This window comes from Sulfitobacter indolifex (genome assembly GCF_022788655.1).
GTDB lineage: Bacteria > Pseudomonadota > Alphaproteobacteria > Rhodobacterales > Rhodobacteraceae > Sulfitobacter > Sulfitobacter indolifex.
Window position 1 is genome coordinate 1,221,170 of record NZ_CP084951.1, and the last position, 23,269, is coordinate 1,244,438.

Sequence of the window (23,269 nt, forward strand, 5' to 3'; positions counted from 1 at the left end):
TTAATCGGATACTGCATCTTCCATGAGTGACCCCACCCCCCGACTGGAAATCAAGAACCTGCGCCGCAGCTATGGCGGGCGGCAGGTGGTTGACGACGTGTCCCTGCAGATCATGCCGGGGCAGGTGACCTGCCTGCTCGGCCCCTCGGGCTGCGGCAAATCCACGACCCTGCGCATGATCGCAGGGGTTGAGATGCAAGACAGCGGCACGATCCATGTCGACGGCAAGCTGATCTGCGACACGGTGTTTCGTGTCCCGCCTGAGCGGCGCGAGATTGGTCTGATGTTTCAGGATTTCGCCCTGTTTCCGCATCTGAGCGTGGCCGACAACGTGGGTTTTGGCCTCAAGACGGGCACCAAGGCAGAGAAGCGTGCCCGGATCGAATTGCTGCTCGAACGGGTGGACCTGCTGCGCTACATCGATGGCTACCCGCACCAGCTTTCCGGCGGTGAGCAGCAGCGTGTGGCGCTGGCGCGTGCGCTGGCTCCGCAGCCGCGCATCATGTTGATGGATGAACCCTTCTCTGGCCTCGACAACCGCCTGCGCGACGGCATCCGGGACGAGACGCTGAGCATCCTGAAAGAAGAAGACACCGCCGTGCTGCTCGTTACCCATGAGCCGGACGAGGCGATGCGCATGGCCGATGAAATCGCCCTGATGCGCGACGGCAAGATCGTCCAGCAGGGCGCGCCCTATAACGTCTATACCCGGCCCTTGGACCGCGCCTCGGTCGCGTTTTTCAGCGATGCGAATGTGTTGGAGGCCACGGTGAACGGTGCGCTGGCCGAAACGGTCTTCGGCGAGTTTCTCGCCCCCGGTCTGCCGGATGGCACCAAGGTGAATATCGTGTTCCGTCCGCAGCACCTGCGGATCGACTTTGACCGCGCCGGGCAAGGCCCACGCCCCACCTCCACCGATGGCACGCCAGCGCGCGCGGTGGTCGAACGGGCGCGCTTTATGGGCAACGAAAGCCTTGTGGAATTTGTCCTCGACCAAGACGGCTCGCGGCTCAAAGCGACGGTGCCCAATGTTTTCCTCCCGCAGCCCGGCGCTGTCATGTGGCTGACCGTGCGCCGCGATCGCTGCTTTGTCTTTCCGGTGACGACATGAAACCACTGATGATTGAATTCGGCATGGGCTCGTCCCTGCGCCGCGCCGATTATACCGAGGCCGCAAAACGCGCGGTGCAGGACGCGCTGTGGCATAATTCGATCAATCTGGCAGAGCTCTTTGGCTTTGATAAATCCGCCATGCGCATCACCCTCGACGTGGGCGTGCAGCGGCCCGATCTGGTCGATGCTGAGGCGCTGCGGGCAGTCTTTCCCTATGGCGAGGTGACGGTCAATCTACACCACGGCGGGCTAGACGTGCCGCGCCCCGAAGGGGAGGGCAACGCGACCGTCATGGCCAATGTGGCGCTGTCAGTGGGTTTCGACATGGAGCGTGCCGATGGCTGAGCAACGGATCATCATCGAGATGGGCATGGGCAACGACCTGCACGGGATGGACTATACCAAAGCCGCCGCCCGCGCGATTGAAGACGCTTTGCGCCATTCCTCCCTGCCGCTATTCGGCGCGCTGGATGTGACGCCAGACCAAATGCGCGTTCAGGTCACCGTGGCGGTGCAGGAGCCTGAGAAGGTGGATGTCGACGCATTGGTGGCAAAACTGCCGCGCGGTCGGGCTGAGGTGCGTGCCGTGAAGGGCGGGCTCAATGTGCCGACGGGGCAGGATACGATCGTCGTGGCACAGGCGAGTGTCGAGGCGTTCTTGCCGCAGCAAGAGGGTTGGCGGCTCAAGCGTTAACCCGCCTTCAGGGGCGGTAGTCCGCCAAGGTCTTCCCCGGCTCATCGACGAAGAGTTCGGGCAGGGCCTCGGCGCTCTCGATGAGGTCGAGCCGGAAGGTGGCAAGGCGCTCTGTACCCTCGCACCACGCGGTCAGCACCCAGAATCTGCCCCAATTCTCAACCTTGAGGGGGCGGACGACTTGGCTGCCGCTGTCTGCCACCCCGATCCGTAACTTCTGCCGCGCCTGAACTGCCGCACGCAGCACCGGGAGATGGGCGAAGACCCGTGTGGCCTTGCCCTGCGACCTCAGCGCTTGTGACCATGCGGCCCCCTCGGCGATGGTCTCGGTCGGCAATACCGCGTCGAACTTCGCCGCCAAAGTCTCTGCCGCATCTTGCAGGGCGGGATCCCCAACCTCCGCCGCCACCGCAAGGCCGAGGTTCAGCGCTTCAAGCTCTGCCGGGGTCAGGGTCAGCGGGGGCAGGGTGATCGCGGGCGTGATCCGGTAGCCTTCGCCCCGCGTCCCGGCAACGGGGAGGCCTGAGGCGCTGAGCTTGTCCATATCGCGGTAGATCGTGCGGGTGGAGACGCCAAAGCGACGGGCCAGATCCTCGGCCCGGTGCACCTGTCCGTTCCGAAGCCGGTCGATCAGCGCCACAAGGCGGTCTTCGGTCTTTACTGCCACCATCGGCTCCCATTTAGCGTTCCTGACAAAAACATGTCACAAGGGAAATTGCACGCCGGAAATTTAACGTCCCGACACGCGCGGAACCGCCGCCACGCCGCTTTGCCCCTTCATGGTCCCGGCGCGGCCCGCTATCACAGGCAGGACCGGCGCAGCCACAGATCTGCGCTAAACATGATGGGAGAACAGACATGTTGAACAATATCGGACTGCCGGGCCTGCTGCTGATCGCGGTTGTCGTGCTGGTGCTTTTTGGCCGCGGCAAGATTTCCTCGCTCATGGGCGAAGTCGGTAAGGGCATCACCAGCTTTAAAAAGGGCATCAGCGAAGGCGAAGAAGAGACCAAGCACACAGACGACATCAAACACGTCGACGAAGTACATCACGCTGACCTGCCAGAGCATACCGATCAGGGCACGCATCCTCGCACCGACCTGAAGACCGACAAAGACCGGGTGTAACCGCATGTTCGATCTGGGTTGGACGGAACTGCTGGTCATCGGCGTCGTGGCCTTGATCGTGGTCGGCCCCAAGGACCTGCCTGTGCTGTTTCGGCGCGTCGGGCAATTCGTGGGTAAAGCTAAGGGCATGGCGCGTGAATTCAGCCAAGCCATGAACGATGCCGCCGATGATAGCGGCATGCGCGAGATGTCCTCGTCGCTGAACAAGTCGCTGAAAACCGCGACCAACCCGCTTGGCAGTGCCATGGACGAGGTAAAAGACGCGACCCGCTCGCTCACGAATTTCGACCCCGAGAGCGAAACGGGCAAACTGGCAGCGCAAAAGGCGGAGGATGTGAAAAAGATCCAAGCCAGCACCGCCCGCGCGGCAGCAGAACGCAAGCAACGCGAGGCGACAGAGGCCATGGCGCAGGCCGATGCTGCGGAGGCGAAACTGTCTGACGCGGCCCCGGCAGAGACAGGGGCCAAGACCGCCACTGTCAAGACGCCTGCGAAAAAGACGGCACCTGCGCGGCCCGTGATCGAAAAAGAGGCGGCCAAACCGACCCATGCCAAAGCAGCGCCCAAAAAGCCCGCCGCCAGGAAACCTGCCGCTAAGAAACCCGCTGCGAAAAAGCCTGCCGCCAAGAAGCCAGCGGCGGCCACACCCGCTGCGAAAAAAGAGTAAGTTAAATGAGCGCCTCTGACGATTACGATATCGACGACAGCTCGGCCCCGCTGATCGAGCATTTGGCCGAGCTGCGCACGCGGCTCATCCACTCTGTCATCGCTTTCATCATTGGGATGGTGATCTGCTTTACCGTTTGGAACCCGATCTTCAACTTCCTGACTGAGCCCCTGTGCTCGGCCATGGCAGAGAGGGGGCAAGAAGATTGCGGGCTGATCCTGATCAAACTGCAGGAAGGTTTCTTTGTCGCGATCTCGATCTCGCTTTTGGGCGGGCTGGTGCTGGGCTTTCCCTTCATCAGCTACCAGCTGTGGCGCTTCGTAGCGCCAGGGCTTTATAAAAACGAGAAGGGCGCGTTCCTGCCCTTCCTGATCTCCTCGCCGGCTATGTTCTTCCTCGGCGCCTCCTTTGCCTTCTACGTCGTCACCCCGCTGGCGTTCGATTTCTTCCTCGGGTTCCAGCAGGCGGGCACGCTCGTCGGTGAGGGACCGGATGGTGAGAACGGCATTGCGGCCATTGCCTTCCAAGGCTCGGCGCAGGAGTATTTGTCGCTCACCATCAAGTTTATCGTGGCTTTTGGTCTGTGCTTTCAGCTGCCCGTTTTGCTGACCCTTATGGGCAAGGCCGGACTGGTCAGCTCCGAGGGTTTGGGAAACGTACGTAAATATGCTGTGGTGGCGATCCTCCTACTGGCAGCTCTTGTCACACCGCCGGATGTGATCACGCAGGTGATCCTCTTCGTCGTGGTCTACGGCCTCTACGAAATCTCGATTTTCCTCGTGCGCCGTGTAGAGACAAAGCGCGACGAAAAACTGCGCGAAGAAGGTTACTTCGATGATGAGGACGAGGAAGACCTGCTGTGATTGATGATCCTATGGACCGCATCGCGGCGGCGCTGGAACGTATGTCTCCGGCGCCGCTTTCAGCCCCCGACTTTGACGCGGCGACGGCCTTTGTCTGGCATACAGACCCCGACCGTCTGGTTCCGGTGGCAAAGGTTGCGCGAATTGATCTGCCGCTGCTGATTGGCGTCGACCGTGCGCGGGATACGTTGCTGGCCAACACGCGCCAGTTTGCGGCCGGATTGCCCGCCAATAATGCGCTTCTATGGGGCGCGCGCGGTATGGGGAAATCAAGCCTTGTCAAAGCGATACATGCGGATGTTCAAGCATCACATGAAGGCCTGCGGATCGTAGAGTTGCAGCGCGAAGATCTGCCTTCAGTCGGGCGTTTGCTAAGCCTACTTCGCGGTGCGTCGCAGCGGTTTATCTTGTTCTGCGATGATCTCAGCTTTGGCCATGATGACGCGCATTATAAGTCGCTGAAGGCCGTGCTTGATGGCGGTATCGAAGGGCGGCCTGATAACGTCGTGCTCTATGCCACCTCCAACCGCCGTCACCTTATGCCGCGTGATATGATCGAGAATGAGCGTGGCAGTGCGATTAACCCTTCCGAGGCGGTCGAAGAGAAGGTCTCTCTCTCTGATCGGTTCGGGCTTTGGCTGGGGTTCCACCCCTGCGATCAGGACCAATATTTGGCGATGATCCGCGGCTATTGCGATGCGTTTGGCGTCAAGATCGATGACGACACTCTGCGCGCGGAAGCGGTAGAATGGCAGGCAACACGCGGTGCGCGTTCAGGCCGTGTGGCGTGGCAATATTTTGTGGACTTGGCTGGCCGAAAGGGTGTCGCCGTCTCAGGCGGCTGATCCGCGATCTGTCGGAGTGTAACAAAGGGGTCTGCAATATCTGCAGACCCCTTTGTTTGTTGTCTTACTGAATGTAGGGCGTCGGATCGACGCTTTCGAACCCTTTGCGCACCTCGAAATGCACATGCGATTCCGATCCGCTGCGCAGCTTGGCGATCTGCTGGCCGCGGCTGACAGTGTCGCCTTTGGCGACGTTCACGCCATCCACATTTGCATAGACGGTCAGCAGGTTGTCGGGGTGACGCACCACGACAATCGGGATGCCCTCGGCACTTTTGGTAATGGCGGCGACAGTGCCACCTTCGGCGGCCTTCACCGGCGCACCGGGGCTGCCTTGGATGTTGATGCCCTCGTTCTTGCCCTTCGAATAGGCACGGATGATCGAGCCTTGGACGGGCGGTGTCATCTTGGAGGCTTTGGCAGGTGCAGTCGGCTTGCCGACATCGGCGACAGGTTCTTTTGGTTCGATCTTGGGCGGCAGAGGTTTGGCGGCCTCATCCTGCGGCAGCGGCTTGGCCGCCGACGGTGGCGTCGGCGTGGGGCTGCCCGCGCCCGGCGCGCTGGTGACCGGTGGCGGGGGAGGCGATGCAGTGGCGCTGGAAGCGGTGTTTGTTGCTTGACGTGGGGGCGCTTGTTTCTCAACCGGGATCAAAAGGAATTGCCCTTCACGGATCGCGAAATCAGGGCCAAGGCCATTCCACTCGGCCAGCGCCTTAACCGGTACGTTGTAAAGCCGCGCAACGGTATAAGCCGTCTCGCCCCGTTCGACCCGGTGGCGCACCGGTTCTGTCGATGGCGATGGTGCGGGCTGGGGCGATGGTGCTGGACGAGGCGCAGGAGTGCTGATGCTGCTGCTTGCGGGCGGCAGGCTTTGGGTTTGCACATTGGGGGTCGCAGGCGCGCGGTCGATGGCACTGCCCGCGAGGGTGGTGATATCAACACTGCCATTGGTGCCGGGCGCGGGTTCGGCCACGCGGCGCGGCAGGGCGATGATCTCTCCTTGGCGCAGTGGCACGCCCAGTTCGATGCCATTATAGCGGGCCAATTCGTTGCTGTCGGTCCCCACGCGCGCGGCCACATCCGCCAGCGTATCACCCCGGCGCGCGACGGCGACTTGGTAATTGGGGTAAGCAATCACGCCCCGCGCATCGGCTTTGGGTCGGTCGGCAAGCGGGCCGCGCGCGGCCTCTGCAGTTGAAAAACCATCGCCAAAAGTACTGCGCATATCGTAATCAAGCGGCTGATTTTCGCAACCGGCCAGCAATATCGCACTGGATCCGGCCATTAGGGTCAGCCGCGTGGGGCGGCGCAATCGTGTTTGGCGCATCTGCATGTCCTCATCTTCGCCCCTGAATGGTATGGGGCGCTGTCTCTCTAACCTATTAACCGTCCTTGCCCAAGCCTTCCAGCAGGGGGACAAAGCGCACGGCACGCAATTCGTCGTATTCCAGCCCATCGGCGGTCTTTCGCACGCGGATGAGGTGTTGCACGGTGTCGGATTGGCCCACGGGCAGCACCATGATGCCACCTTCTTTAAGCTGGGCGAGCAGGGGGCCGGGCGGGTCTTCGGCGGCGGCGGTCACGATGATCCGGTCGAATGGCGCCTGCTCGGCCAGGCCAAAGCTGCCGTCGGCGGTGATCGCGGTGATGTTGTTGAGATCCATCGCCTCAAACACGCCACGCGCCTCTTGCACCAAACGGCGGTGTCGGTCGATTGTATAGACCCGCCGCGCGAGCTTGCTCAGGATCGCCGCCTGATAGCCCGAGCCGGTGCCGATTTCGAGCACCTTATCGCGCGACGATACTTGCAAGGCCTGGCTCATCAACCCCACGACCGAGGGCTGGCTGATGGTCTGGCCGCAGGCGATGGGCAGGGGCATGTCCTCATAGGCGCGGCTGGCAAAGAGACCGCGGATAAAGGGGCCGCGGTCGATCGCTTCCATCGCTGTCAGCACGCGCGCATCGGTCACGCCTTTGGAGCGTAGCGCGTAGAGGAACTGCATCTTGCGTTCCGCCTCAGAGATCGGCTCTTCGTTCATCCGTTGATGCCTGACAATGTTTCAAGCGCTGCGTGGTCCGTCAGGTCACAGCGCATCGGGGTGACCGAAACATAGCCATCAAGGTTCACGCAGGCGTCACTGCCGGGCGCTGTTTGCACGCGCTGATCGCCGCCCTTGATCCACAAAAAGCGACGACCCGAGGGCGACAGATGCGCTTCGGTCGAAAAACCGGTGCCGGGGCGACGGCCTTGAGGGGCCAGTTGGATGCCGCGCACGTCGGCACCCGCGACGGGGGGGAAGTTCACGTTGTAGAACAGGCCATAGGCGGCGTCTTCGCTGGGGCTGTGGTCCAGAATGCGGCGGCAGGTTTCAACGCCGTGTTGGGCTGCCGCCTCAAACGGATCGGCAAGATCGCGGTTGGCGGGGCCATAGTATTGCGACAGGGCGATGGCGGGCAAACCTTGCAAAGCGGCCTCAATCGCGCCCCCAAGAGTGCCAGAGTAAAGCGCGTTCTCAGCGGCGTTATTGCCCCGGTTCACGCCGGAAAGCACCAGATCGGGGGGCGCTGCCGTCATCGTGTCATGGATCGCGGCAAGCACGCAATCGGCAGGAGAGCCTTCGGTGGCAAAGACGCGGTCGTCCAATTGCGAGATCATCATCGGCTTGGTGTAGCTGATGCAATGGCCCACACCGGATTGCTCAAACGCAGGCGCAACGGTCCATACCTCGCCCTCGGGCCCGGCCAATTCTTCGGCAATGGCGCGCAGCACGGCCAGACCGGGCGCGTTAATGCCGTCATCGTTGGTAATCAGAATACGCATGAAAGGCCCCTTTTTGCCTTGATAGGCGAGGGGCGGACCGGCGGCAAGCGCAGCGCGCCGGTGCCGCGCGGTTCAGGAGGCGGAGTTTTCCGAAAGTTGCGCCAATACCGCAGCGGCCTGCGTGGCAGTATCGCTTAACGCGGCGCGGTCTTCACCGGGGAAGAAACGCGCGCGGGTGGCGGTGGGCATCGGCTCGGGCGTGACGATATGCACGCGCGGGCCGATCTGCGCGGTCTCAGCCTGCCAAGAGGTTGCCAGTGCGATTTGCGCGGCCTTGGTGGCGCCGTAGCTGCCAAAGAACTTCGTGCCAGCGCGCGGGTCGTCAAAGAAGATCGCTGTGCCATCCGCCCCCAAAAGTGGCGAGACGAAAGTGATCAGCCGCGCGGTAGCCGTGATGTTACCGGCGATGGATTTTTCCATATCCTTGGTGTCGATGTGATCGGTCGGCGTTAAGGGCGCGGCATGAACTGCGCAGTGGAACCAGAGGTCAAGCCCGCCCCAACGGTCGTGGATACCACGGCAGAGCACGGCCATCGCATCGGCGTTGGTGATGTCCATCGGAGCCAATGTGGCACTGCCACCCTTGGCTTGGATACGGTCATCCAATTCTTCCAACGCGCCGGTCGTACGGCCCACTGCGATGATGTGATGGGTAGGGGCCAAAGCCTCTGCCAATGCGGCCCCAAGGCCGCGCGACGCGCCGGTGATTAATGCTGTCTTGCTCATAACCGCGATGTGCACTGCCCCGCGCGGCAGGTCAAGAGGCGCGGTGTCGCGCCTCTTTGGACGCATTAGCCTTGCGGCAAGCGCAGGACTTTGTTGCCGCGACGGCTGGAGAGGACGAGTGTGCCCTGTCCTATCGCCGCCACAACGCCGCCAGCAACTTGATCGCCGACTTCGACGCGAGAAATTTTGCCACCGCCTTCGCGGATCAGTGCGCCGGGCGTGGAGTCGCTGCCAAAGATGCCAATCAGCGCCGTGTTGGACAGGTCGGCTTTTTCGGTTGCCAGATCGGTGACTTTCTTAGGGGTCGGGGTCCCAGTGCTCGCCATGATATGCCTTTCGCCTTGTTACGTTCCGCGCGGCAGTCCCCCGCGCGTGCAAGCCGTCAGCTAACCCTTGCCGCAGTGCGGCGAAAGGGGGCGGATTTTAGATGCGCAGGGTTCTGCCTGATCGTCGGCAACGCAGCGCCGACGATGCTTGGTGTAACGTTGCGACCTTTCGGAAAGCTTAATTTAGATTAGCCAACAAAGGCCTTTTCAACGACGAAATGCTGGGGGTCGGAGTTAGCACCCTCGGTCAGACCAAAGCCTTCGAGAATCTCCATAATATCTTTGTTAAACCCAAGGCTGCCGCAGACCATGGCGCGGTCGTGGGTGGCGTTGATTTGCGGCACGCCCAGATCTTTGAACACGCTGCCATCCTGCAAGAGATTGGTGATCCGGCCCATCTTGGGGCTCTCTTCGCGGGTGGTGGTCGGATAATAGCGAATCTTAGCGAGGTTTTCGGTGCCGATCAGCTCTTGCATCAGCTCGTCAGACTTCAGCCCTTCGATCAGCTGGCGGCCATACTCCAACTCTGCCACATCGCGGCATGTGTGGGTGACGATGACTTCGTCGAATTTCTCGTAAGTTTCTGGCTCGCGCAGCAGGCTGGCGAAGGGCGCAAAGCCGGTGCCTGTTGCGAACATCCACAACCGGTTGCCGGGCAGCAGCGCGTCATGCACCAGCGTGCCCACGGGTTTGGGCCGCAGAATGATCTGATCGCCGGGTTGGATGTGTTGCAGTTTCGAGGTCAGAGGCCCGTCCTGCACCTTGATCGAATAGAACTCCAACTCATCATCCCACGCAGGCGAGGCGATAGAATAGGCACGCAGCAGCGGTTTTTGCTTGCCCGTTTCGGGATGCGGGTCGCCCATCAGGCCGATCATCACGAACTCGCCCGAGCGAAAGCGCAAGGACGCAGGCCGCGACACACGGAACGAAAACAGCTGGTCCGTCCAATGGGTGACGGAAGTCACACTCTGGGCGTCAGGCAACGTTGGGACGGGTTTGGCGGCGGTCTGGTTCACTTTGGTTTGCTCGGTCATATGGGTTTCCGCAAATCGGATTGCGGCCTCTACTTATGGCATGAAAGGGGTGAGGGCAATCATCGCGCCCATGGGTCAGCCACGCAGGCGAGCCTGATAGTTATGCGCTTGCCAGTCGGCGCGGGCGAGCCACTGGTCTTCGGGCTGACGGGCGGCAAGATCATCGTCGATTTCGACCTCATCAAAACCCGCGCGCCGCGCCATCGCATATTGATCGGCCAGCACATGCCCCTTGGCGCGCAAACGACCCTTGTAGCCGCGCAGCCGCAAGGTCCGCGCGATGGTGAAGCCACGTCCGTCCGCGAAAGAGGGAAACGCGACACGGATCATCTCCAGCGCCGGGGTGAGGGTCAGCGCATGGGCATCGGCGTCAGAAGCCAGATCAACGGCGCGGCAGTCATTCGCCGCACCATCGCCGCAATAGCCATGGGTCCAATCGTCGGCGGTGAAACCTTTGTCGGTTACGAGTACGCTCATGTCTTGTCTCCTGTTCGGACCACTTTGCCGTTCACAAAATGGATGCCGCATTCTTCTTTGTTCTGATCGCGCCAGCGCCCGGCGCGCGGGTCTTCGCCCGGTGCGACGGGCGAAGTGCAGGGCGCGCAGCCGATTGAGGGGTAGCCCTTAGCGACCAGCGGATGCCGGGGCAGGCGGTTCTCGGTGATATAGTCAGCCACATCAGACGTGGCCCAATAGGCGAGCGGATTCACCTTGATGCGTGGGGCGGCACCGTCTTTGGGAATTTCCACCTCAAAGAAGTCCAGCGTCGCGCGGCTGCCCGATTGAAAGCGTTTGCGCCCGGTGATCCAGCCGTCATACCCGGCCAGCGCGTTTTGTAAGGGCCGCGTTTTGCGCAGGGCGCAGCAGGCGTCGGTGTCATATTGGTGCAACGTGCCGTCTGGATCCTGCGCCGCGATCTCATCACTGCGCAGGGTGGTGACATTGCGCAGGCCTAGGCGTTCGCTGAGTTCTTGCTGATAAACCAGGGTCTCGGCAAACAGCATCTCGGTGTCGATGAAAAGCACCGGGATATCGCGCGTGACCATGGCTGCGAGATGCAGCAGCGTCACCGATTCGGCGCCGAAACTGGAAACCAGCGTGAGGGTTTCGATCTCAGCATAGGCGCGGCGGATGACATCGGTCGCGCCGTGGTGGCGCAGATCCGCGTTGAGCTGTGCCACCTTCTTTTCGACCGCGCGCAACCCCTCAGAGGGTCGCGCAGCGGTATTTGAGAAAGGATGAAATTTAGGGGTATCAAGCGGCATTGGCCCGATCCTTCTCCGCCGCTTCGGGGTAGAGCACGGATTTGAACGGCGCGAGGCCAAGGCGGCGGTAGGCTTGCAGGAAGGTCTCGGTAGGATCGTTGCGCAGGTCGAGATACCCCAGCACCAGACGCTCGATGGCCGGGATGATTTCCTCTGCCGAGAATCCGGGGCCGGCGCGCTCACCGATGCTGGCGTTTTCGGTGCCGTCGCCGCCGAGCGTGATCTGGTAGTTCTCCACGCCCGCGCGGTCGAGGCCGAGGATGCCGATGTGCCCCACGTGGTGGTGGCCGCAGGCGTTGATGCAGCCAGAGATCTTGATCTTGAGCGGGCCGACGTCATGCTCCAGCTTCAGCTCGTCAAAGCGGGTGGCGATCTCTTGGGCGATGGGGATCGAGCGGGCGGTGGCCAGCGCGCAATAGTCCATGCCGGGGCAGGCGATGATGTCCGAGATCAGGCCGATGTTGGCGGTGGCGAGTTTGGCCGCTTTCAAGACGGCGTGCAGTTCTGGCAGGTCGTTGCGGTGGACGTGGGGCAGGATCACGTTTTGCTCATGGCTGATGCGCAGCTCGTCATGGCCAAAGCGGCGCGCGAGGTCGGCCATCACGCGCATTTGGTCGGCACTGGCGTCGCCCGGCGTGGCGCCATGGGCCTTGAGGCTGATGGACACGATGGCATAGCCCGGTGCACGGTGATCGGCGAGGTTGGTGTCGGCCCAGGCGCGGAAGACGGGATCGTTGGTATAGGCGGATTCGTAAGCTGCGAGGGGGGCGGTTTTGAATTCGGGTGCTGCGAAATCGGCTTCGATGCGCGACAGCATTTGCTGGTCGAGGCCGGTGAACTGGCCGCGGATCAGGGCGTATTGCGCGTCGACACGGGCGCGGATGTCTTCGATGCCGTTCTCGTGGACCGTGATCTTGATCCGCGCTTTATATTTGTTATCGCGGCGGCCCAGCACGTTATAGACGCTGACGATGGCTTCGAGCGTGGGCAGCAGATCGTCGGCGGTGACGAAATCATAGAGCACCTTGCCGATCATCGGGGTGCGGCCAAGGCCACCGCCGACAATGACTTCGAAACCCTGCTCGCCGTCACGCTCCACAATGCGCAGGCCGATGTCATGGGCTTTGATCACCGCGCGGTCAGCGGCGGCACCGGTGACGGCGACCTTGAATTTGCGCGGCAGGAACTGGAATTCCGGGTGGTCGGTGGACCATTGGCGGATCAACTCGGCCACGGGGCGGGGATCGGCCACCTCATCAGCGGCGGCACCGGCGAAATGGTCGGCGGTTACGTTGCGGATCGTGTTGCCGGAGGTTTGGATCGCGTGCAGCTTCACCTCAGCCAAAGCGTCGAGCATGTCAGGCACGTCGCGCAGTTCTGGCCAGTTGTACTGGATGTTCTGGCGCGTGGTGAAGTGGCCGTAGCCCTTGTCCCATTTCTCGGCGACATAGGCGAGCTGGTCCATCTGGGCGCTGTTGAGCGTGCCATAGGGGATCGCTACGCGCAGCATATAGGCGTGCAGCTGCAGGTAGAGGCCGTTCATCAGGCGCAGGGGTTTGAACTCATCCTCGGTCAGCGAGCCGTCGATGCGGCGCTCGACTTGGGCGCGGAACTGGGCGTTGCGCTCGGCGAGGAATTTGTCGTCGAACTCGGTATAGCTATACATCACAGGGTCTCCTGTTTGCCGTGGGCGTAGTTCGACGGGCCTTTGGCGCGGAACTCTTCGCGGAAGTGCGTGGGCTTGGGGCCGCCCGCCTCGGGGGCCACATCGGCGAGGTAGACGCCGACGACCAGTTCATGCTGGGTCAGCGCGTCGATCATGCGCAGGTCGGCGTCGGCCTCATCGGTCAGCACTTCGGCCTCGGCGAGGCTGCGGGTCCAGCCTGTGGCGGTTTGATAGATGACATCGCCTTCGAGAAGCGCGTTGGCGGTGATGACCTTGGGGGTGAAAGGCTTGGGCATATCAGGCCAGCTCCTCTAGCGGGGTTTCATGGGCAGCTTGGACGGCGGCGCGCGGGGCGAGGCCGTAGAAGGTGAGCGCGGGGCCGGTCATTTCGGCATCGGCCAGATCGCGTGGCAGGTCGTTGAGCGTGGTGGACAGCACCCGTTGATCGGCGCGCGAGGCGTTTTCGATCACGGTGACGGGCGTGGCGCGGTCAGCACCGTGCATCAGCAGGCGACCTTGGACAAAGCGGGCGGATTTTTTGCCCATATAGATCGCGGCGACCTCGTTCGGGCGTGCAAGGGCGGCCCAATCATGATCGGCGAAGCCCTTCATGTCATGCCCAGTCAGGAACCGGACCGAGGCATTGCGGCCGCGTTTGGTCAGGCTTTGGCCGATGCCCGCCACGGCGGCAGAGGCCGCGGTGATGCCGGGCACGATGTGCCAGCCGATGTCATGGGCGTCGACCGCGTCGATCTCTTCGTCGAGGCGGCCAAAGACGGTGGCATCGCCGGATTTCAACCGCACCACCTGCGCGCCGCTCTGGGCGTGTTCGACCAGCAGCGCGTTGATGTGGTCTTGGGCAGTGGAGGGGCCAAAGCCCTCTTTACCCACGTCGATCATCAGCGCTTCGCGGCGGGCGAGTTCGAGAATCTCGGGGCTGATCAAGCGGTCGTAGATCACCACATCAGCTTCATCCAACGCGCGGCGGGCCTTGAGGGTCAGCAGTTCCGGATCGCCGGGGCCGCCGCCGACAAAGGCCACATGGCCCTCGCGGGCTTCGCGGGTGAGGTGAGCTTGCAGCAGGTCTTTCAGTGCCGGGCGCACGGCAACTTTGCCTTCGGCCATGGCGCGGGGGCCGGCGGCGAAATAGTAGTCGCGCCAGAAGTCGCGGCGCGCGCGGCCCATGGGCAGGGCATCGGCCAGCTTGCGAAAGCCTTTGCCGATCCGCGCAAGGGGGCCGAGGGTGACGGGCAAGCGCTCTTCCAGATCAGCCTTGATGGCGCGGGCCAGCACTGGCGCTGCGCCTTCGGTGCCGATGGCCACGGTCACCGGGTCACGGTCGACGATGGCGGGGGTGATGAACTGGCTGTCGTGCAGGTTGTCGACGATGTTGACCAAGACGCCTGCCGCGCGGGCAAGGGCTGCGTTCTCGGCGTCCAATGCGTCGTCTTCATCGGCGGCGTAGAACAGCAATGCGCCGGGGAGGTCGGCAGCGCTGAGCGCGCGGCGGTGCAGGGTAAGCTTGCCTGCCGCCTGCCATTCCATGATCTCGGGCGCAGCGTCCGGCGCAAAGATATGCAGCTCCGCTTTCGTCTTCATCAGCAGGCGCAGCTTGGCCAGCGCCGCTTCGCCGCCGCCGGAGAGGAGGATCGTTTGCTCGCTAGTGGCGAGGAAGATGGGAAAGTGATCCATGATGCGCCCTGTTCTCGTTTGACTTGACCTCATATATAGGAAATATTCCCGTCAAATGGCTATATACCGGCGCAGATAAGAACGTGCGTTCGCTTTAGCCGAGGGTTGAGCATGAACGTCCTGCCAGGGCGAGAGAGAAGAGAATGACTGTCCGAATAGATGAGACCGACCGGAAGATTTTGGCGCAGCTTCAGCGCGATGCGAGCCAATCATTGGACGATATTGCGCGCGAAGTGGGCTCTTCGAAGACCCCTGTATGGAATCGCATTCGCAAGTTGCGGGAGGCCGGGGTGATCGGCCAGCAGACAGTAGTGCTGGATTCAGAGGCGCTTGGGTTTGAGGCGTGTTTCTTTGTTCTGATCCGCACGTCAGAGCATGAGGCGGCTTGGCAGGCGGCATTTCTCAAGGCGCTACAGGACCGGCCCGAGGTGCAGGAAGCGCACCGTCTGGCGGGGGATATCGACTATATTTTGAAGGTGCGGGTGAAGAATGCGCGGGCCTATGACGTGTTCTATCAGGCGCTGATCTCAGAGGTGAAGGTGCACAACGTCACAGCGCTTTTGTCGATGGAAGAGATCAAATCGACGACAATGTTGCCGTTGTAAAAGCGCGGGGCGGCGCATCTTTTCAGATGGCCGCCCCGGTTGTTCTTAGGACTGCGCGAGCGCTGCGACGATGGGCGCGAAATCCGCAGCCTTGAGGCTGGCCCCGCCGACAAGCGCGCCGTCGACATTCTCTACTGCAAAGATCTCGACCGCATTTGCTGCTTTCACCGAGCCGCCGTAGAGTAGGGGCAACGCATTGCCGATCTCTGTACCGAAACGATCGATGAGGCGCGTGCGGATGAAGTCATGCACTTCTTTGATCTGTGCGATGCTGGGCACTTTACCGGTGCCAATGGCCCAGATGGGCTCATAGGCGATCACGGTATTCTCAGCGTCAACGGCATCGGGGAGGGAGCCATCAAGCTGGCTGCCGATGATGTCGAGCGTTTGGTCTGCGTCACGCTGGGCCTCGCTCTCGCCAATGCAGATGATGGCGGTGAGGCCTGCACCCCAAGCGGCGCAGGTCTTGGCTTGCACATCAGCGTCGGTCTCGCGATGCGCATCGCGGCGTTCGGAATGGCCAAGGATCACATGGCTCGCCCCGGTGTCGGCCACCATGGAGGCAGATATATCGCCCGTATAAGCACCCCCATCTTCGGCATGGCAATCCTGCGCGCCGATCCGGATCGGGCTGCCGTGGGTCGCGTCAGTTGCGCGGAACAGCAGGGTGCTGGGCGGGCAGATCACGACCTGTGGCGGGTTTTCGGGCAGGCCAGTGGCAAGGCTGTGAAGCTCCGCCAAAGAGGCGGCGGTGCCGTTCATCTTCCAGTTGCCGGCGGCGATTTTGGGGCGCATCGGATCCGTCCTGATCTGTTGATATTGCTAGATCAGTTCGCAGGCCCGTGGCCTTTCGTCAAGGCCGTGGCCCTGACCAGCGCGGTTACTTCGCGCCGAGGCTTTCGTTGAGGCTTTCGTCGAACTTGATGGATTCGCCACAACCGCAGGCTTCGGTCACATTAGGATTGCGGAACTTGAAGCCGGACTCGAGCAGCGTTGTCTCATAGTCGATTTCAGTGCCGAAAAGGAACATCTGCGCCATCGGCGCGATCATTACCCGCGCGCCGTCCTGCTCAACGACTTCATCGTTAGGGTCGGTCGCTTCGACGTAATCCATGGTATATTCCATGCCTGCACAGCCGCCTTTTTTGACGCCAATGCGCAGCCCCGCATGGCCCGCCGATTGCATCAGCTTTGCAATCTGGCCAGCGGCTTTGGGGGTCATGGTGACGGCTTGCTTGCCGGGTATGCCAAACATCAGAAATTCTCCTATGCCGCCAAGATAAGGGTGCGGGGCGGCGATCTCAAGCCGTCAGTGGGAATTCATTGCAGCCTTGGTGGCAAAGGCCGCGATGAGCGCCCAGCCAAAAGAGGCCAGCGTACCGATAATGACGTATTCGCTGATCTTCTGGTTCTTTTTCACCGTATCGAACCGCAGAATTGATTTTGCCGCGATGAGAAAGCCGATGCCCGCAGGCTCACCAATCATAACCATGAGGAAAATCAGCGCACGTTCCAGCAAGCCGATGATACGGCCCGCATTATCAAGCCCATCGGGCTGGGCCTGCGCCTTATGAGGCAGCATCAGGCCCCCCACCGCTGGGCCGCCCGCAAGGGTGGCGGTGATCAGCCCCGCAAGAAAGAGGGCGGGCGGAATGAGCGTTGTGCTGTGGGCGGCCCAGATGCCGCTGGCGAAAGCCTCAGGCGCATAGAAGGCGAGCAGCGTGATGGTGACGAGATGCGCGGCCTGATCGGTGAGATAGGGCCAAAGTCGTTCGCGGTGTTGCTCTGGCACGGCGTAGGTTTTGGCCGCATCAATCGCGACATGGGCGAGGGCGAGAAGGGCGGCGGGGATGAGGCTGCCGCCAAGGGCCAGTGCCGTCAGGGTAAAGACGATGACGCCGTGCAGCAGGAGCACTTGGGGTTTGCGTTTGGCAGTCACCATCGCATTTGTCTGAAAGACGAAATCTGCCAACAGATGGGCGAGCAGGCAAGCGAGGGCGGTGGTGATGGCCTGTTCGGTCATATGAGTTCCGGCAGTTGGGGGTGGGGGTCATTTGAAAAGCTGCAGCGGGCTATGACAAGGGTCTATCTCAAAAGTAAATACAGTCTTATTTGGCTGTAATTAGATATAACAGCTTCAATGGGCTGTCATCCGTTCCTCCAGTATGTCGCAGACCTCTCGCAACTCATCGATCCCCGCCGCGTCGACATGGCCCTGCACGCTTTGCTGGGTGAGGTCGAACTGCTGCGCGAGGCTGGCCTGCACAGGGGGCTCGGGCGCGAGCATATAGTACGCGACATCGGCCTGCCTCATCGTCCACCTCCCTGCGATCCGGTCGGCGAGGGGGAGAGCCGCGCGCAGGCCGAGCGCGGCATCCGGCGCATTCATCCGCCGCGCGCGGGGCATGGCATCAAGCGCGTGACCGGAGCGAACCAGCGCCGACCCATCGGCGCGGGAGAGGTCATCGCCGGCGAAATGCGCATCACCCAATCCGATCCCGAAACGTGTGTCTGCTGTCTTGCCGGACCGGCGCACGGCTGCGCGCAGCACGAGGGCCGCGCGAAAGGTGAACTGAGGCGCCACGGCCATTTGCCAGCCGTCACCGCGAAAGCGGGTCATGCGGGTGGGCTGGCTTTGCCAAGTTGCGACGGCGTCGGCGGCCTCCTCAAGACGGGCGAAAACCGCGTCCAATTCCGCGCGTGTCATCGCGGTGGATTTCACGATATCGCCGGTAAAAATTGCCCAAGTTTCCATGGCTTGCCTCTTGTTTCGCACAATGTCGCAGGAAGGCGAAACCCATGCAAGCCCGGCCAATGAAAAGGGCCGCCCGATGAGGGGCAGCCCACATGGTCAAAAGCGTGAGGCGGATCAGAGGCCCATGCAGTTCGCGTAGTAGGTCACAGTCGCGGGCCAGTCGGAGAAGACACCGGCCACGCCCACGTCTTGGGCCAGCACATCCAGTGCCACCAGATAGTCGCTGTCATCTTTCACGATGTCATTAACCGACTGGAAGTACCAACCGCCACCGGAGGCCAGCGGGCCGGACCGCTCCAGCGTCCAGGCGATCAGGGTCAGGCCCGCTTCTTTCGCGGCCATGGCGTAATCGGAGCCCGCAATCGCGCCGTCCTTGTTGGTCAGCAGCATGTTAAGCGATGGGGCAAGATAATTCACGCCCTTGGCTTTGAGGTCAGCGAAATCTTCGGCCCATGTTTCGGGGTTCTGTTCGTCAAAACCATCTTCCCACTGCACCAGATAAACGGCCTGCTTACCGAATTCGGGTGTGTTTTCAACCCAATAGAGCACATCGTCGAGGTTGAAGGACTGTGGCCAGACATCAGAGGCGGGGATGCCAGCGGCGACATATTCATCGACCAGCTTTTGCGCGTAATCTTCCTGTGAAAAACCATCATGGGGCATCTCGACGGAAGCGGATTTTAGCTCGGGGGTGAACTTGGCGCCCAAGGATTTGAACAGGTCGATGGATTCCGCATGGGTCATCAGATCGGCTTTGTCGCTGTAAAGCTGGGTGCGGAAGGTCGCCACACCGCCTTGATAGTCTTCGGCCGTCGTGGCGGTATTGTCGGCGCTGTCCATCTTCGGGGTCAGGGTGCGGAACTCTTCCAAGGTGATGTCAGAGGTGCGGCATTCGGCGCTGGCGGGCGTGTCGCCCGCGGCAGCGGTAAAGCCAGTCGTGCATTTTTCAGCCAGATCGGAGACGAGGATGTTGGTGGTGGTGTGCAGATCGTTCTGCGCGTGACGGCAGACCAGTTCATGATCGGCAGTGAAGGTCACGTCGCATTCCAGAATGCCTGCGCCCATGCGGGCCGCAGCGACGTTGGATTGCACAGTATGTTCGGGAAACATCAGCGGCGCGCCACGGTGACCGATGGAGAAATCAGACTTGGAGGCATCTTGACCCATGCAGGACGCCAGCTTGTCCTTCAACGCGCCGTCGGGCAGCTTATCCACCAGATAGGCCGGACGGGGGCCGTATTCGACAGGCGTGGCGGCGGCATGGGCATCGGCCAGCGCCATACCGGGCGTGAGGGCCAGAGCGGCAAAAGAAATAAGTTTACGCATGATGTTATCCGTTCGTGAATGAAGTTCTGGGGCTTCTATGAGGTGCCTCTGTAACGGTTTCACGACAGCGTGATGTCAGTCAAATGAACAATGGACTGCGGGTGTAATCGGCGGGATATGGCTAACAGAAAGCGCCGCCAATGTCGTGCATTGACGGCGCTATTTCTTCGCATTGTGAAGCAGGCGCTTACATGAAGCCCAGTTCAAGCCGCGCTTCGTCAGACATCATGTCCATGCCCCATGGCGGTTCCCAAACCAGCGCCACTTCGACTTGTTTGACGCCAGCAAGCGGTTCGACAGCATCCGCTACCCAACCGGGCATCTCACCTGCGACGGGGCAGCCCGGCGCGGTCAGCGACATCTTGATGTCGACTTCGTTCTCAGCATTGATGTCGATGGTATAGATCAACCCCAGTTCATAGATATTGACCGGGATTTCAGGATCATAGACCGTGCGACAAGCCTCGACGACCTGCTCATAAAGCGGGTGATCGGTGGAAGAGGGCGCAATCAGCGGCGTCCCTTCGAGCGGTTGGGTCTGTTCGGTCATCTCTAGCCTCGCATCATTCTCGACGTTTTATATAGGGATTGCGGGCGGGGGCGTAAAGTGGCCCAGAGCACGCGGGGCAGGCATTGCCCCGTCATACTCCCTTGCGACGCCGCGCAGGTTGCGGCTTCACACGGGCTTCGATCTCATCATAGACCTTACCGACAATATCTTTGCTTGTCGCCTTCTCAATTCCCTCGAACCCGGGAGAGGAGTTGACCTCAAGCACCTTTGGCCCCGTCTCAGAGCGCAGCAGGTCCACCCCGGCGATACCAAGGCTAAAGGCCCGCGCCGCGCGCACGGCGGTGTCGCGCTCTTCTTTCGAGATGCGCACGACCTTGGCCGAGCCGCCCCGGTGCAGGTTCGAGCGGAAGTCCCCGTCCGCTCCGGTACGTTTCATTGAGGCCACGACCTTGCCTGCAACCACCAGACAGCGGATGTCTTCACCGGCGGCTTCCTTGACGAAATCCTGCACAAGGAAGTTGGCGCGCAGGCCCCGGAAGGCGTCGATAACGCTCTCGGCGGCCTTTTTGGTTTCGGCCAGCACAACGCCTTTACCTTGGGTCGATTCCAGCAGCTTTACGATCAGTGGCGCAGTGCCCACCAGCGCCATCAGGTTCGACGTATCTTTCGGCGAGGCGGCAAAGGCCGTGGTGGGCATGCCGATCTTTTTCGCGGCCAACACCTGATGCGCGTGCAACTTGTCGCGGCTGGCAGTGATCCCGGCAGAGCCGTTGACGCAATAGGTGCCGATCGTCTCAAACTGGCGGATCACGGCGGTGCCATAGGGGGTGATTGACGCGCCGATGCGCGGGATCACGGCGTCATAGCGGGGCAGGCGCTTGCCGTCGTAATGCACCTCGGGGGCTAGCTGGTTGATCGCCATATAGCAGCGCGTGGTATCGATCACCTCAACCACATGGCCGCGCGCCTCTCCAACCTCAACTAGACGGCGGGTGGAGTAGTTGTCTTCCCGGCTGAGGACGGCGATGCGCAGCGCGCGCTGTGGCGCGGTGTGGCGCAGGCTCGCGGTATGGTAGACATCATAGTTCAGGTCAGGCTGCAAACGCCGCTCGGTTGCAGAGATGTTGATATGCTCAGTCAGCGCCTGACGGCCCAGCAACATGCGGCTGGTCATCCCGGCGCGGTTGGTCAGGGTCACGTCAATGGGCCAGTTTTGGCCGTTAACCTCAATGGTTGTGGCGATGACGAAGCGATGTTCAGATTCACCGTTGGAGGATGTCACTTCGCGCCGGTCAATAATTGGCGCGGAACAGGTGATTGAGATATCTTCGCGCCCCGAAATGGGATGCACGTTAAAACGCACTTTGGGTTTCGATGCGGGGCCAAAAACTTCGATATCATGGGCATGCAGCGCCGAGGTGCGCGCGCCGGTGTCTACTTTGGCTTTGATGGCGGGCAGGCCAAGATCGGGCAGGGCAACCCATTCTTCCCAGCCGAATGTTAGTTTTTCCATTGCCTGCTCCTTGGATCATTGGTCTGCCTGCCTAACCTGCGGCAGAGTTTGCTTCAAGCGGTGCTGTGGTGCTGTTTTAGGGTTTGCCCATATCCGCAGGGGCCGGAGGCAACATGCGAATGTTGTCTTCTCGTTCCATCTTTGCTGCCGCGGCCAACAGTTCTTCGCGCACGCGGCATTCGATGTCCCAAAAGGTCGCCGCGTTGTCGGTCGGCAGCTCAAACCGAACTTTGATGCCAAATGCGTCTTGTTCAAGCACATGGACCTTCGCCTTGTCCATTGGCTTCACGTCGTCGGGGTTTTCCCGCGCGAGGAGGTCAAAAAAGACCCGGCGCAGGGCCGCGACGTCAGCATTCTGCGACAGGGTCAGGATGATGGGCCGGATCATGGCATGGTCTTCGATCGACCAATTCTCAAAGGCGTCAGAAACGAAATAGCTTACCGGAACGATCAGCCGCGTGCCGTTCCAGTTCAGAAGTTGCACATAGGTGAAGTGGATACGCTCCACGGTGCAAAAATGCCCCTCAAAAATCAGCTGATCCCCAATCCGAGCGGAGCGGTTTAGCGCGATCTGGATAGAGGCGAGGATATTGCCCAAAACCTCGCGCGCGGCAAAACCCAGCACGATGGTTACCGCACCCGCAGAGGCCAGCAACGATAGGCCAATCGTGTTATCGGCGTTGCTCGATACCAGGATCACACCAGAGGCCACCAGCACCGCGATCACGATCACCCCTTTGCGCGCCGCCGCGATTGTGGTGGCGATCGACCGCATGTGCGCGTTCATCGGATCGGCCAGCTCATAGGCGTTGTTGGGGCTGATCCGGTCGAAAATCTCATCAAAGGTAAAGACGATGGCGAGGGTGCCAGCCGTCACATAGGCGATCAGCAAAATCGGGCTGAGCACCGCGTCAATAAAGCCTGACACGACCAAGACCCGGCTGGTCGCGGTGCCGATGATGGCAGCACAGAGTGCAATAGCCGCAGGCCAACGGAAGGACCGCAGCACAAAACGCATCCAGCGGCGCTTGGCGACCTCACCCAGACGGCGCATGATGCCGAAGGCGAACCAACCTGCGGTTAATGCCCCCACCAGCAGAAGGGGCAGAAACAGCACCTCCCATAAATACATCCCCCAAAACGCCCTGATCCTAAGCCAATCGGGTAGCATCGTCTCAAGGTCGGTTGGGCCGTATTGGGCGTGAAGATGCGGGATGTTGTCCGTGCTTTGGCGTGAGAAAACCCAAACGGGTTCAGCATCTTTGCCCGGTTTGATCCGGTTCAGCCGCAATGGCACCTCATGGCCGCCAAGCTCCAGTCGGTCGATCAGCAAAGAGCGGCGCACGCGTCCAGTGTCATTGTTTTCAGCAGAGCCGGAGAGCCAACCGTCGGGGCGATCCGCCAGCTTCCCCCATGGCACGACGACCTTACGCTCCATCAGGACCGAAAGTTGAAAAGCACGCTCTGCGCCTATGGCCGCTTGGTCCCCTTGAGGCAGATCCGACAGATCGAGAATATGTGCAGCACTTGAATAGTGGCCATTGTCGGTCAGGTAGATGAAGCTCTCAAGTGCGGCCATCGGTGTGCCGCGATCCAATGTCTCAGGCGGGGGCGGCAGACCGGGGTTTAGCTCAGTGGTTTCGAACCATCCTTCTTGCGCTTGCCCGACGGCCGCGCCCAGAAAAAGCGCCAGTCCCAGCACAAATGCTCCCACGA

The 23,269-nt window shown here is 61.3% G+C and carries 28 protein-coding genes; 8 read left to right on the forward strand and 20 right to left on the reverse strand.

Going from position 1 to position 23,269, the window contains the following annotated elements; genetic code table 11:
• Positions 1 to 22: 22 nt before the first annotated feature.
• From DSM14862_RS05940 to DSM14862_RS05950, 3 genes are read left to right on the forward strand one after another with little or no spacing between them, the layout of a single operon-like run.
• Positions 23 to 1,111, forward strand: a complete 1,089-nt coding sequence (locus tag DSM14862_RS05940; protein ID WP_007120293.1) for an ABC transporter ATP-binding protein — start codon at positions 23 to 25, stop codon at positions 1,109 to 1,111.
• The gene (locus tag DSM14862_RS05945) at positions 1,108 to 1,458 is read left to right on the forward strand and encodes a Lin0512 family protein (RefSeq protein WP_040701452.1); all 351 of its coding nucleotides are present in this window, start codon (positions 1,108 to 1,110) and stop codon (positions 1,456 to 1,458) included. The genes DSM14862_RS05940 and DSM14862_RS05945 overlap by 4 nt, the downstream gene beginning before the upstream one ends.
• Positions 1,451 to 1,807, forward strand: a complete 357-nt coding sequence (locus DSM14862_RS05950; RefSeq protein ID WP_007120295.1) for a Lin0512 family protein — start codon at positions 1,451 to 1,453, stop codon at positions 1,805 to 1,807. Before DSM14862_RS05945 ends, DSM14862_RS05950 begins: the two co-directional genes overlap by 8 nt.
• Before the next feature lie 7 nt (positions 1,808 to 1,814).
• Here the strand turns inward: DSM14862_RS05950 and DSM14862_RS05955 are convergent, their stop codons facing one another.
• On the reverse strand, positions 1,815 to 2,477 hold the full coding sequence (locus tag DSM14862_RS05955; protein WP_007120296.1) for a helix-turn-helix transcriptional regulator: 663 nt from the start codon (positions 2,475 to 2,477) through the stop codon (positions 1,815 to 1,817).
• Positions 2,478 to 2,665: 188 nt separating this feature from the next.
• Between DSM14862_RS05955 and DSM14862_RS05960 the strand changes: the two genes are divergently transcribed.
• From DSM14862_RS05960 to DSM14862_RS05975, 4 genes are read left to right on the forward strand one after another with little or no spacing between them, the layout of a single operon-like run.
• A complete protein-coding gene (locus DSM14862_RS05960; protein ID WP_007120297.1) occupies positions 2,666 to 2,935 on the forward strand; it encodes a twin-arginine translocase TatA/TatE family subunit in 270 nt (89 codons plus the stop codon).
• Between the two features lie 4 nt (positions 2,936 to 2,939).
• Complete coding sequence (tatB, locus tag DSM14862_RS05965; RefSeq protein WP_007120298.1) at positions 2,940 to 3,602, forward strand: Sec-independent protein translocase protein TatB; 663 nt, start codon at positions 2,940 to 2,942, stop codon at positions 3,600 to 3,602.
• A gap of 5 nt (positions 3,603 to 3,607) precedes the next feature.
• On the forward strand, positions 3,608 to 4,465 hold the full coding sequence (gene tatC / locus DSM14862_RS05970; protein ID WP_007120299.1) for a twin-arginine translocase subunit TatC: 858 nt from the start codon (positions 3,608 to 3,610) through the stop codon (positions 4,463 to 4,465).
• Entirely contained in the window at positions 4,462 to 5,310 is an 849-nt protein-coding gene (locus DSM14862_RS05975; protein ID WP_007120300.1) for an ATP-binding protein, read from the forward strand. The genes tatC and DSM14862_RS05975 overlap by 4 nt, the downstream gene beginning before the upstream one ends.
• Positions 5,311 to 5,374: 64 nt before the next feature.
• Here the strand turns inward: DSM14862_RS05975 and DSM14862_RS05980 are convergent, their stop codons facing one another.
• The 11 genes from DSM14862_RS05980 to cysG all read right to left on the reverse strand — a co-directional run bounded on the left by DSM14862_RS05980 (position 5,375) and on the right by cysG (position 14,843).
• Complete coding sequence (locus DSM14862_RS05980; protein ID WP_208855122.1) at positions 5,375 to 6,637, reverse strand: peptidoglycan DD-metalloendopeptidase family protein; 1,263 nt, start codon at positions 6,635 to 6,637, stop codon at positions 5,375 to 5,377.
• A gap of 55 nt (positions 6,638 to 6,692) precedes the next feature.
• The gene (locus tag DSM14862_RS05985) at positions 6,693 to 7,349 is read right to left on the reverse strand and encodes a protein-L-isoaspartate(D-aspartate) O-methyltransferase (protein ID WP_007120302.1); all 657 of its coding nucleotides are present in this window, start codon (positions 7,347 to 7,349) and stop codon (positions 6,693 to 6,695) included.
• Positions 7,346 to 8,131 (reverse strand): 5'/3'-nucleotidase SurE, encoded by a 786-nt coding sequence (gene surE, locus DSM14862_RS05990; protein WP_007120303.1) that lies wholly within the window; start codon positions 8,129 to 8,131, stop codon positions 7,346 to 7,348. Before surE ends, DSM14862_RS05985 begins: the two co-directional genes overlap by 4 nt.
• A 72-nt stretch (positions 8,132 to 8,203) precedes the next feature.
• Positions 8,204 to 8,857: an SDR family NAD(P)-dependent oxidoreductase gene (locus DSM14862_RS05995; protein ID WP_040701498.1), complete on the reverse strand. Its 654-nt coding sequence runs from the start codon at positions 8,855 to 8,857 to the stop codon at positions 8,204 to 8,206.
• 65 nt (positions 8,858 to 8,922) lie between these two features.
• A complete protein-coding gene (locus tag DSM14862_RS06000; protein WP_007120305.1) occupies positions 8,923 to 9,183 on the reverse strand; it encodes a hypothetical protein in 261 nt (86 codons plus the stop codon).
• Positions 9,184 to 9,371: 188 nt separating this feature from the next.
• On the reverse strand, positions 9,372 to 10,220 hold the full coding sequence (locus DSM14862_RS06005) for a ferredoxin--NADP reductase (protein WP_007120306.1): 849 nt from the start codon (positions 10,218 to 10,220) through the stop codon (positions 9,372 to 9,374).
• A gap of 75 nt (positions 10,221 to 10,295) precedes the next feature.
• Positions 10,296 to 10,697 (reverse strand): DUF934 domain-containing protein, encoded by a 402-nt coding sequence (locus tag DSM14862_RS06010; RefSeq protein WP_007120307.1) that lies wholly within the window; start codon positions 10,695 to 10,697, stop codon positions 10,296 to 10,298.
• A complete protein-coding gene (locus DSM14862_RS06015) occupies positions 10,694 to 11,485 on the reverse strand; it encodes a phosphoadenylyl-sulfate reductase (protein WP_007120308.1) in 792 nt (263 codons plus the stop codon). Before DSM14862_RS06015 ends, DSM14862_RS06010 begins: the two co-directional genes overlap by 4 nt.
• The gene (locus DSM14862_RS06020) at positions 11,475 to 13,151 is read right to left on the reverse strand and encodes a nitrite/sulfite reductase (RefSeq protein ID WP_007120309.1); all 1,677 of its coding nucleotides are present in this window, start codon (positions 13,149 to 13,151) and stop codon (positions 11,475 to 11,477) included. Before DSM14862_RS06020 ends, DSM14862_RS06015 begins: the two co-directional genes overlap by 11 nt.
• Positions 13,151 to 13,447: a DUF2849 domain-containing protein gene (locus DSM14862_RS06025; protein ID WP_007120310.1), complete on the reverse strand. Its 297-nt coding sequence runs from the start codon at positions 13,445 to 13,447 to the stop codon at positions 13,151 to 13,153. The genes DSM14862_RS06020 and DSM14862_RS06025 overlap by 1 nt, the downstream gene beginning before the upstream one ends.
• Position 13,448: 1 nt before the next feature.
• Positions 13,449 to 14,843, reverse strand: a complete 1,395-nt coding sequence (gene cysG / locus DSM14862_RS06030) for a siroheme synthase CysG (protein WP_007120311.1) — start codon at positions 14,841 to 14,843, stop codon at positions 13,449 to 13,451.
• Between the two features lie 143 nt (positions 14,844 to 14,986).
• Between cysG and DSM14862_RS06035 the strand changes: the two genes are divergently transcribed.
• On the forward strand, positions 14,987 to 15,448 hold the full coding sequence (locus tag DSM14862_RS06035) for an Lrp/AsnC family transcriptional regulator (RefSeq protein ID WP_007120312.1): 462 nt from the start codon (positions 14,987 to 14,989) through the stop codon (positions 15,446 to 15,448).
• 45 nt (positions 15,449 to 15,493) lie between these two features.
• On the opposite strand, the gene tpiA is transcribed toward DSM14862_RS06035, so the two are convergent.
• The 8 genes from tpiA to DSM14862_RS06075 all read right to left on the reverse strand — a co-directional run bounded on the left by tpiA (position 15,494) and on the right by DSM14862_RS06075 (position 23,255).
• Entirely contained in the window at positions 15,494 to 16,243 is a 750-nt protein-coding gene (tpiA, locus tag DSM14862_RS06040) for a triose-phosphate isomerase (protein ID WP_007120313.1), read from the reverse strand.
• Positions 16,244 to 16,328: 85 nt separating this feature from the next.
• A complete protein-coding gene (locus DSM14862_RS06045) occupies positions 16,329 to 16,703 on the reverse strand; it encodes a HesB/IscA family protein (RefSeq protein WP_007120314.1) in 375 nt (124 codons plus the stop codon).
• Positions 16,704 to 16,757: 54 nt separating this feature from the next.
• Complete coding sequence (locus DSM14862_RS06050) at positions 16,758 to 17,471, reverse strand: DUF3307 domain-containing protein (RefSeq protein WP_007120315.1); 714 nt, start codon at positions 17,469 to 17,471, stop codon at positions 16,758 to 16,760.
• A gap of 114 nt (positions 17,472 to 17,585) precedes the next feature.
• Positions 17,586 to 18,203 (reverse strand): hypothetical protein, encoded by a 618-nt coding sequence (locus DSM14862_RS06055; protein WP_007120316.1) that lies wholly within the window; start codon positions 18,201 to 18,203, stop codon positions 17,586 to 17,588.
• A gap of 114 nt (positions 18,204 to 18,317) precedes the next feature.
• Positions 18,318 to 19,529 carry a glycerophosphodiester phosphodiesterase family protein gene (locus tag DSM14862_RS06060; RefSeq protein WP_007120317.1) on the reverse strand — a complete coding sequence of 404 codons (1,212 nt, stop codon included), beginning with the start codon at positions 19,527 to 19,529 and terminating at the stop codon, positions 18,318 to 18,320.
• Between the two features lie 187 nt (positions 19,530 to 19,716).
• Complete coding sequence (locus DSM14862_RS06065; RefSeq protein ID WP_007120318.1) at positions 19,717 to 20,079, reverse strand: SUF system Fe-S cluster assembly protein; 363 nt, start codon at positions 20,077 to 20,079, stop codon at positions 19,717 to 19,719.
• Positions 20,080 to 20,170: 91 nt separating this feature from the next.
• Positions 20,171 to 21,553, reverse strand: a complete 1,383-nt coding sequence (gene rimK, locus DSM14862_RS06070) for a 30S ribosomal protein S6--L-glutamate ligase (RefSeq protein WP_007120319.1) — start codon at positions 21,551 to 21,553, stop codon at positions 20,171 to 20,173.
• A gap of 76 nt (positions 21,554 to 21,629) precedes the next feature.
• Positions 21,630 to 23,255 (reverse strand): mechanosensitive ion channel family protein, encoded by a 1,626-nt coding sequence (locus tag DSM14862_RS06075; protein WP_165481283.1) that lies wholly within the window; start codon positions 23,253 to 23,255, stop codon positions 21,630 to 21,632.
• Positions 23,256 to 23,269 lie beyond the last annotated feature (14 nt).

Coding starts and splice junctions, on each gene's coding strand:
- DSM14862_RS05940 (WP_007120293.1), top strand. CDS start 23: ATGAGTGACCCCACCCCCCGACTGGAAATCAAGAACCTGCGCCGCAGC.
- rimK (WP_007120319.1), bottom strand. CDS start 21,553: ATGGAAAAACTAACATTCGGCTGGGAAGAATGGGTTGCCCTGCCCGAT.
- tatB (WP_007120298.1), top strand. CDS start 2,940: ATGTTCGATCTGGGTTGGACGGAACTGCTGGTCATCGGCGTCGTGGCC.
- tatC (WP_007120299.1), top strand. CDS start 3,608: ATGAGCGCCTCTGACGATTACGATATCGACGACAGCTCGGCCCCGCTG.
- DSM14862_RS06000 (WP_007120305.1), bottom strand. CDS start 9,183: ATGGCGAGCACTGGGACCCCGACCCCTAAGAAAGTCACCGATCTGGCA.
- DSM14862_RS06060 (WP_007120317.1), bottom strand. CDS start 19,529: ATGCGTAAACTTATTTCTTTTGCCGCTCTGGCCCTCACGCCCGGTATG.
- DSM14862_RS06020 (WP_007120309.1), bottom strand. CDS start 13,151: ATGTATAGCTATACCGAGTTCGACGACAAATTCCTCGCCGAGCGCAAC.
- surE (WP_007120303.1), bottom strand. CDS start 8,131: ATGCGTATTCTGATTACCAACGATGACGGCATTAACGCGCCCGGTCTG.
- DSM14862_RS05950 (WP_007120295.1), top strand. CDS start 1,451: ATGGCTGAGCAACGGATCATCATCGAGATGGGCATGGGCAACGACCTG.
- DSM14862_RS06045 (WP_007120314.1), bottom strand. CDS start 16,703: ATGTTTGGCATACCCGGCAAGCAAGCCGTCACCATGACCCCCAAAGCC.
- DSM14862_RS06055 (WP_007120316.1), bottom strand. CDS start 18,203: ATGGAAACTTGGGCAATTTTTACCGGCGATATCGTGAAATCCACCGCG.
- DSM14862_RS06050 (WP_007120315.1), bottom strand. CDS start 17,471: ATGACCGAACAGGCCATCACCACCGCCCTCGCTTGCCTGCTCGCCCAT.
- cysG (WP_007120311.1), bottom strand. CDS start 14,843: ATGGATCACTTTCCCATCTTCCTCGCCACTAGCGAGCAAACGATCCTC.
- DSM14862_RS06025 (WP_007120310.1), bottom strand. CDS start 13,447: ATGCCCAAGCCTTTCACCCCCAAGGTCATCACCGCCAACGCGCTTCTC.
- DSM14862_RS06035 (WP_007120312.1), top strand. CDS start 14,987: ATGACTGTCCGAATAGATGAGACCGACCGGAAGATTTTGGCGCAGCTT.
- tpiA (WP_007120313.1), bottom strand. CDS start 16,243: ATGCGCCCCAAAATCGCCGCCGGCAACTGGAAGATGAACGGCACCGCC.
- DSM14862_RS05995 (WP_040701498.1), bottom strand. CDS start 8,857: ATGAGCAAGACAGCATTAATCACCGGCGCGTCGCGCGGCCTTGGGGCC.
- DSM14862_RS05945 (WP_040701452.1), top strand. CDS start 1,108: ATGAAACCACTGATGATTGAATTCGGCATGGGCTCGTCCCTGCGCCGC.
- DSM14862_RS05960 (WP_007120297.1), top strand. CDS start 2,666: ATGTTGAACAATATCGGACTGCCGGGCCTGCTGCTGATCGCGGTTGTC.
- DSM14862_RS05980 (WP_208855122.1), bottom strand. CDS start 6,637: ATGCGCCAAACACGATTGCGCCGCCCCACGCGGCTGACCCTAATGGCC.
- DSM14862_RS06005 (WP_007120306.1), bottom strand. CDS start 10,220: ATGACCGAGCAAACCAAAGTGAACCAGACCGCCGCCAAACCCGTCCCA.
- DSM14862_RS06015 (WP_007120308.1), bottom strand. CDS start 11,485: ATGCCGCTTGATACCCCTAAATTTCATCCTTTCTCAAATACCGCTGCG.
- DSM14862_RS05955 (WP_007120296.1), bottom strand. CDS start 2,477: ATGGTGGCAGTAAAGACCGAAGACCGCCTTGTGGCGCTGATCGACCGG.
- DSM14862_RS06010 (WP_007120307.1), bottom strand. CDS start 10,697: ATGAGCGTACTCGTAACCGACAAAGGTTTCACCGCCGACGATTGGACC.
- DSM14862_RS05985 (WP_007120302.1), bottom strand. CDS start 7,349: ATGAACGAAGAGCCGATCTCTGAGGCGGAACGCAAGATGCAGTTCCTC.
- DSM14862_RS06065 (WP_007120318.1), bottom strand. CDS start 20,079: ATGACCGAACAGACCCAACCGCTCGAAGGGACGCCGCTGATTGCGCCC.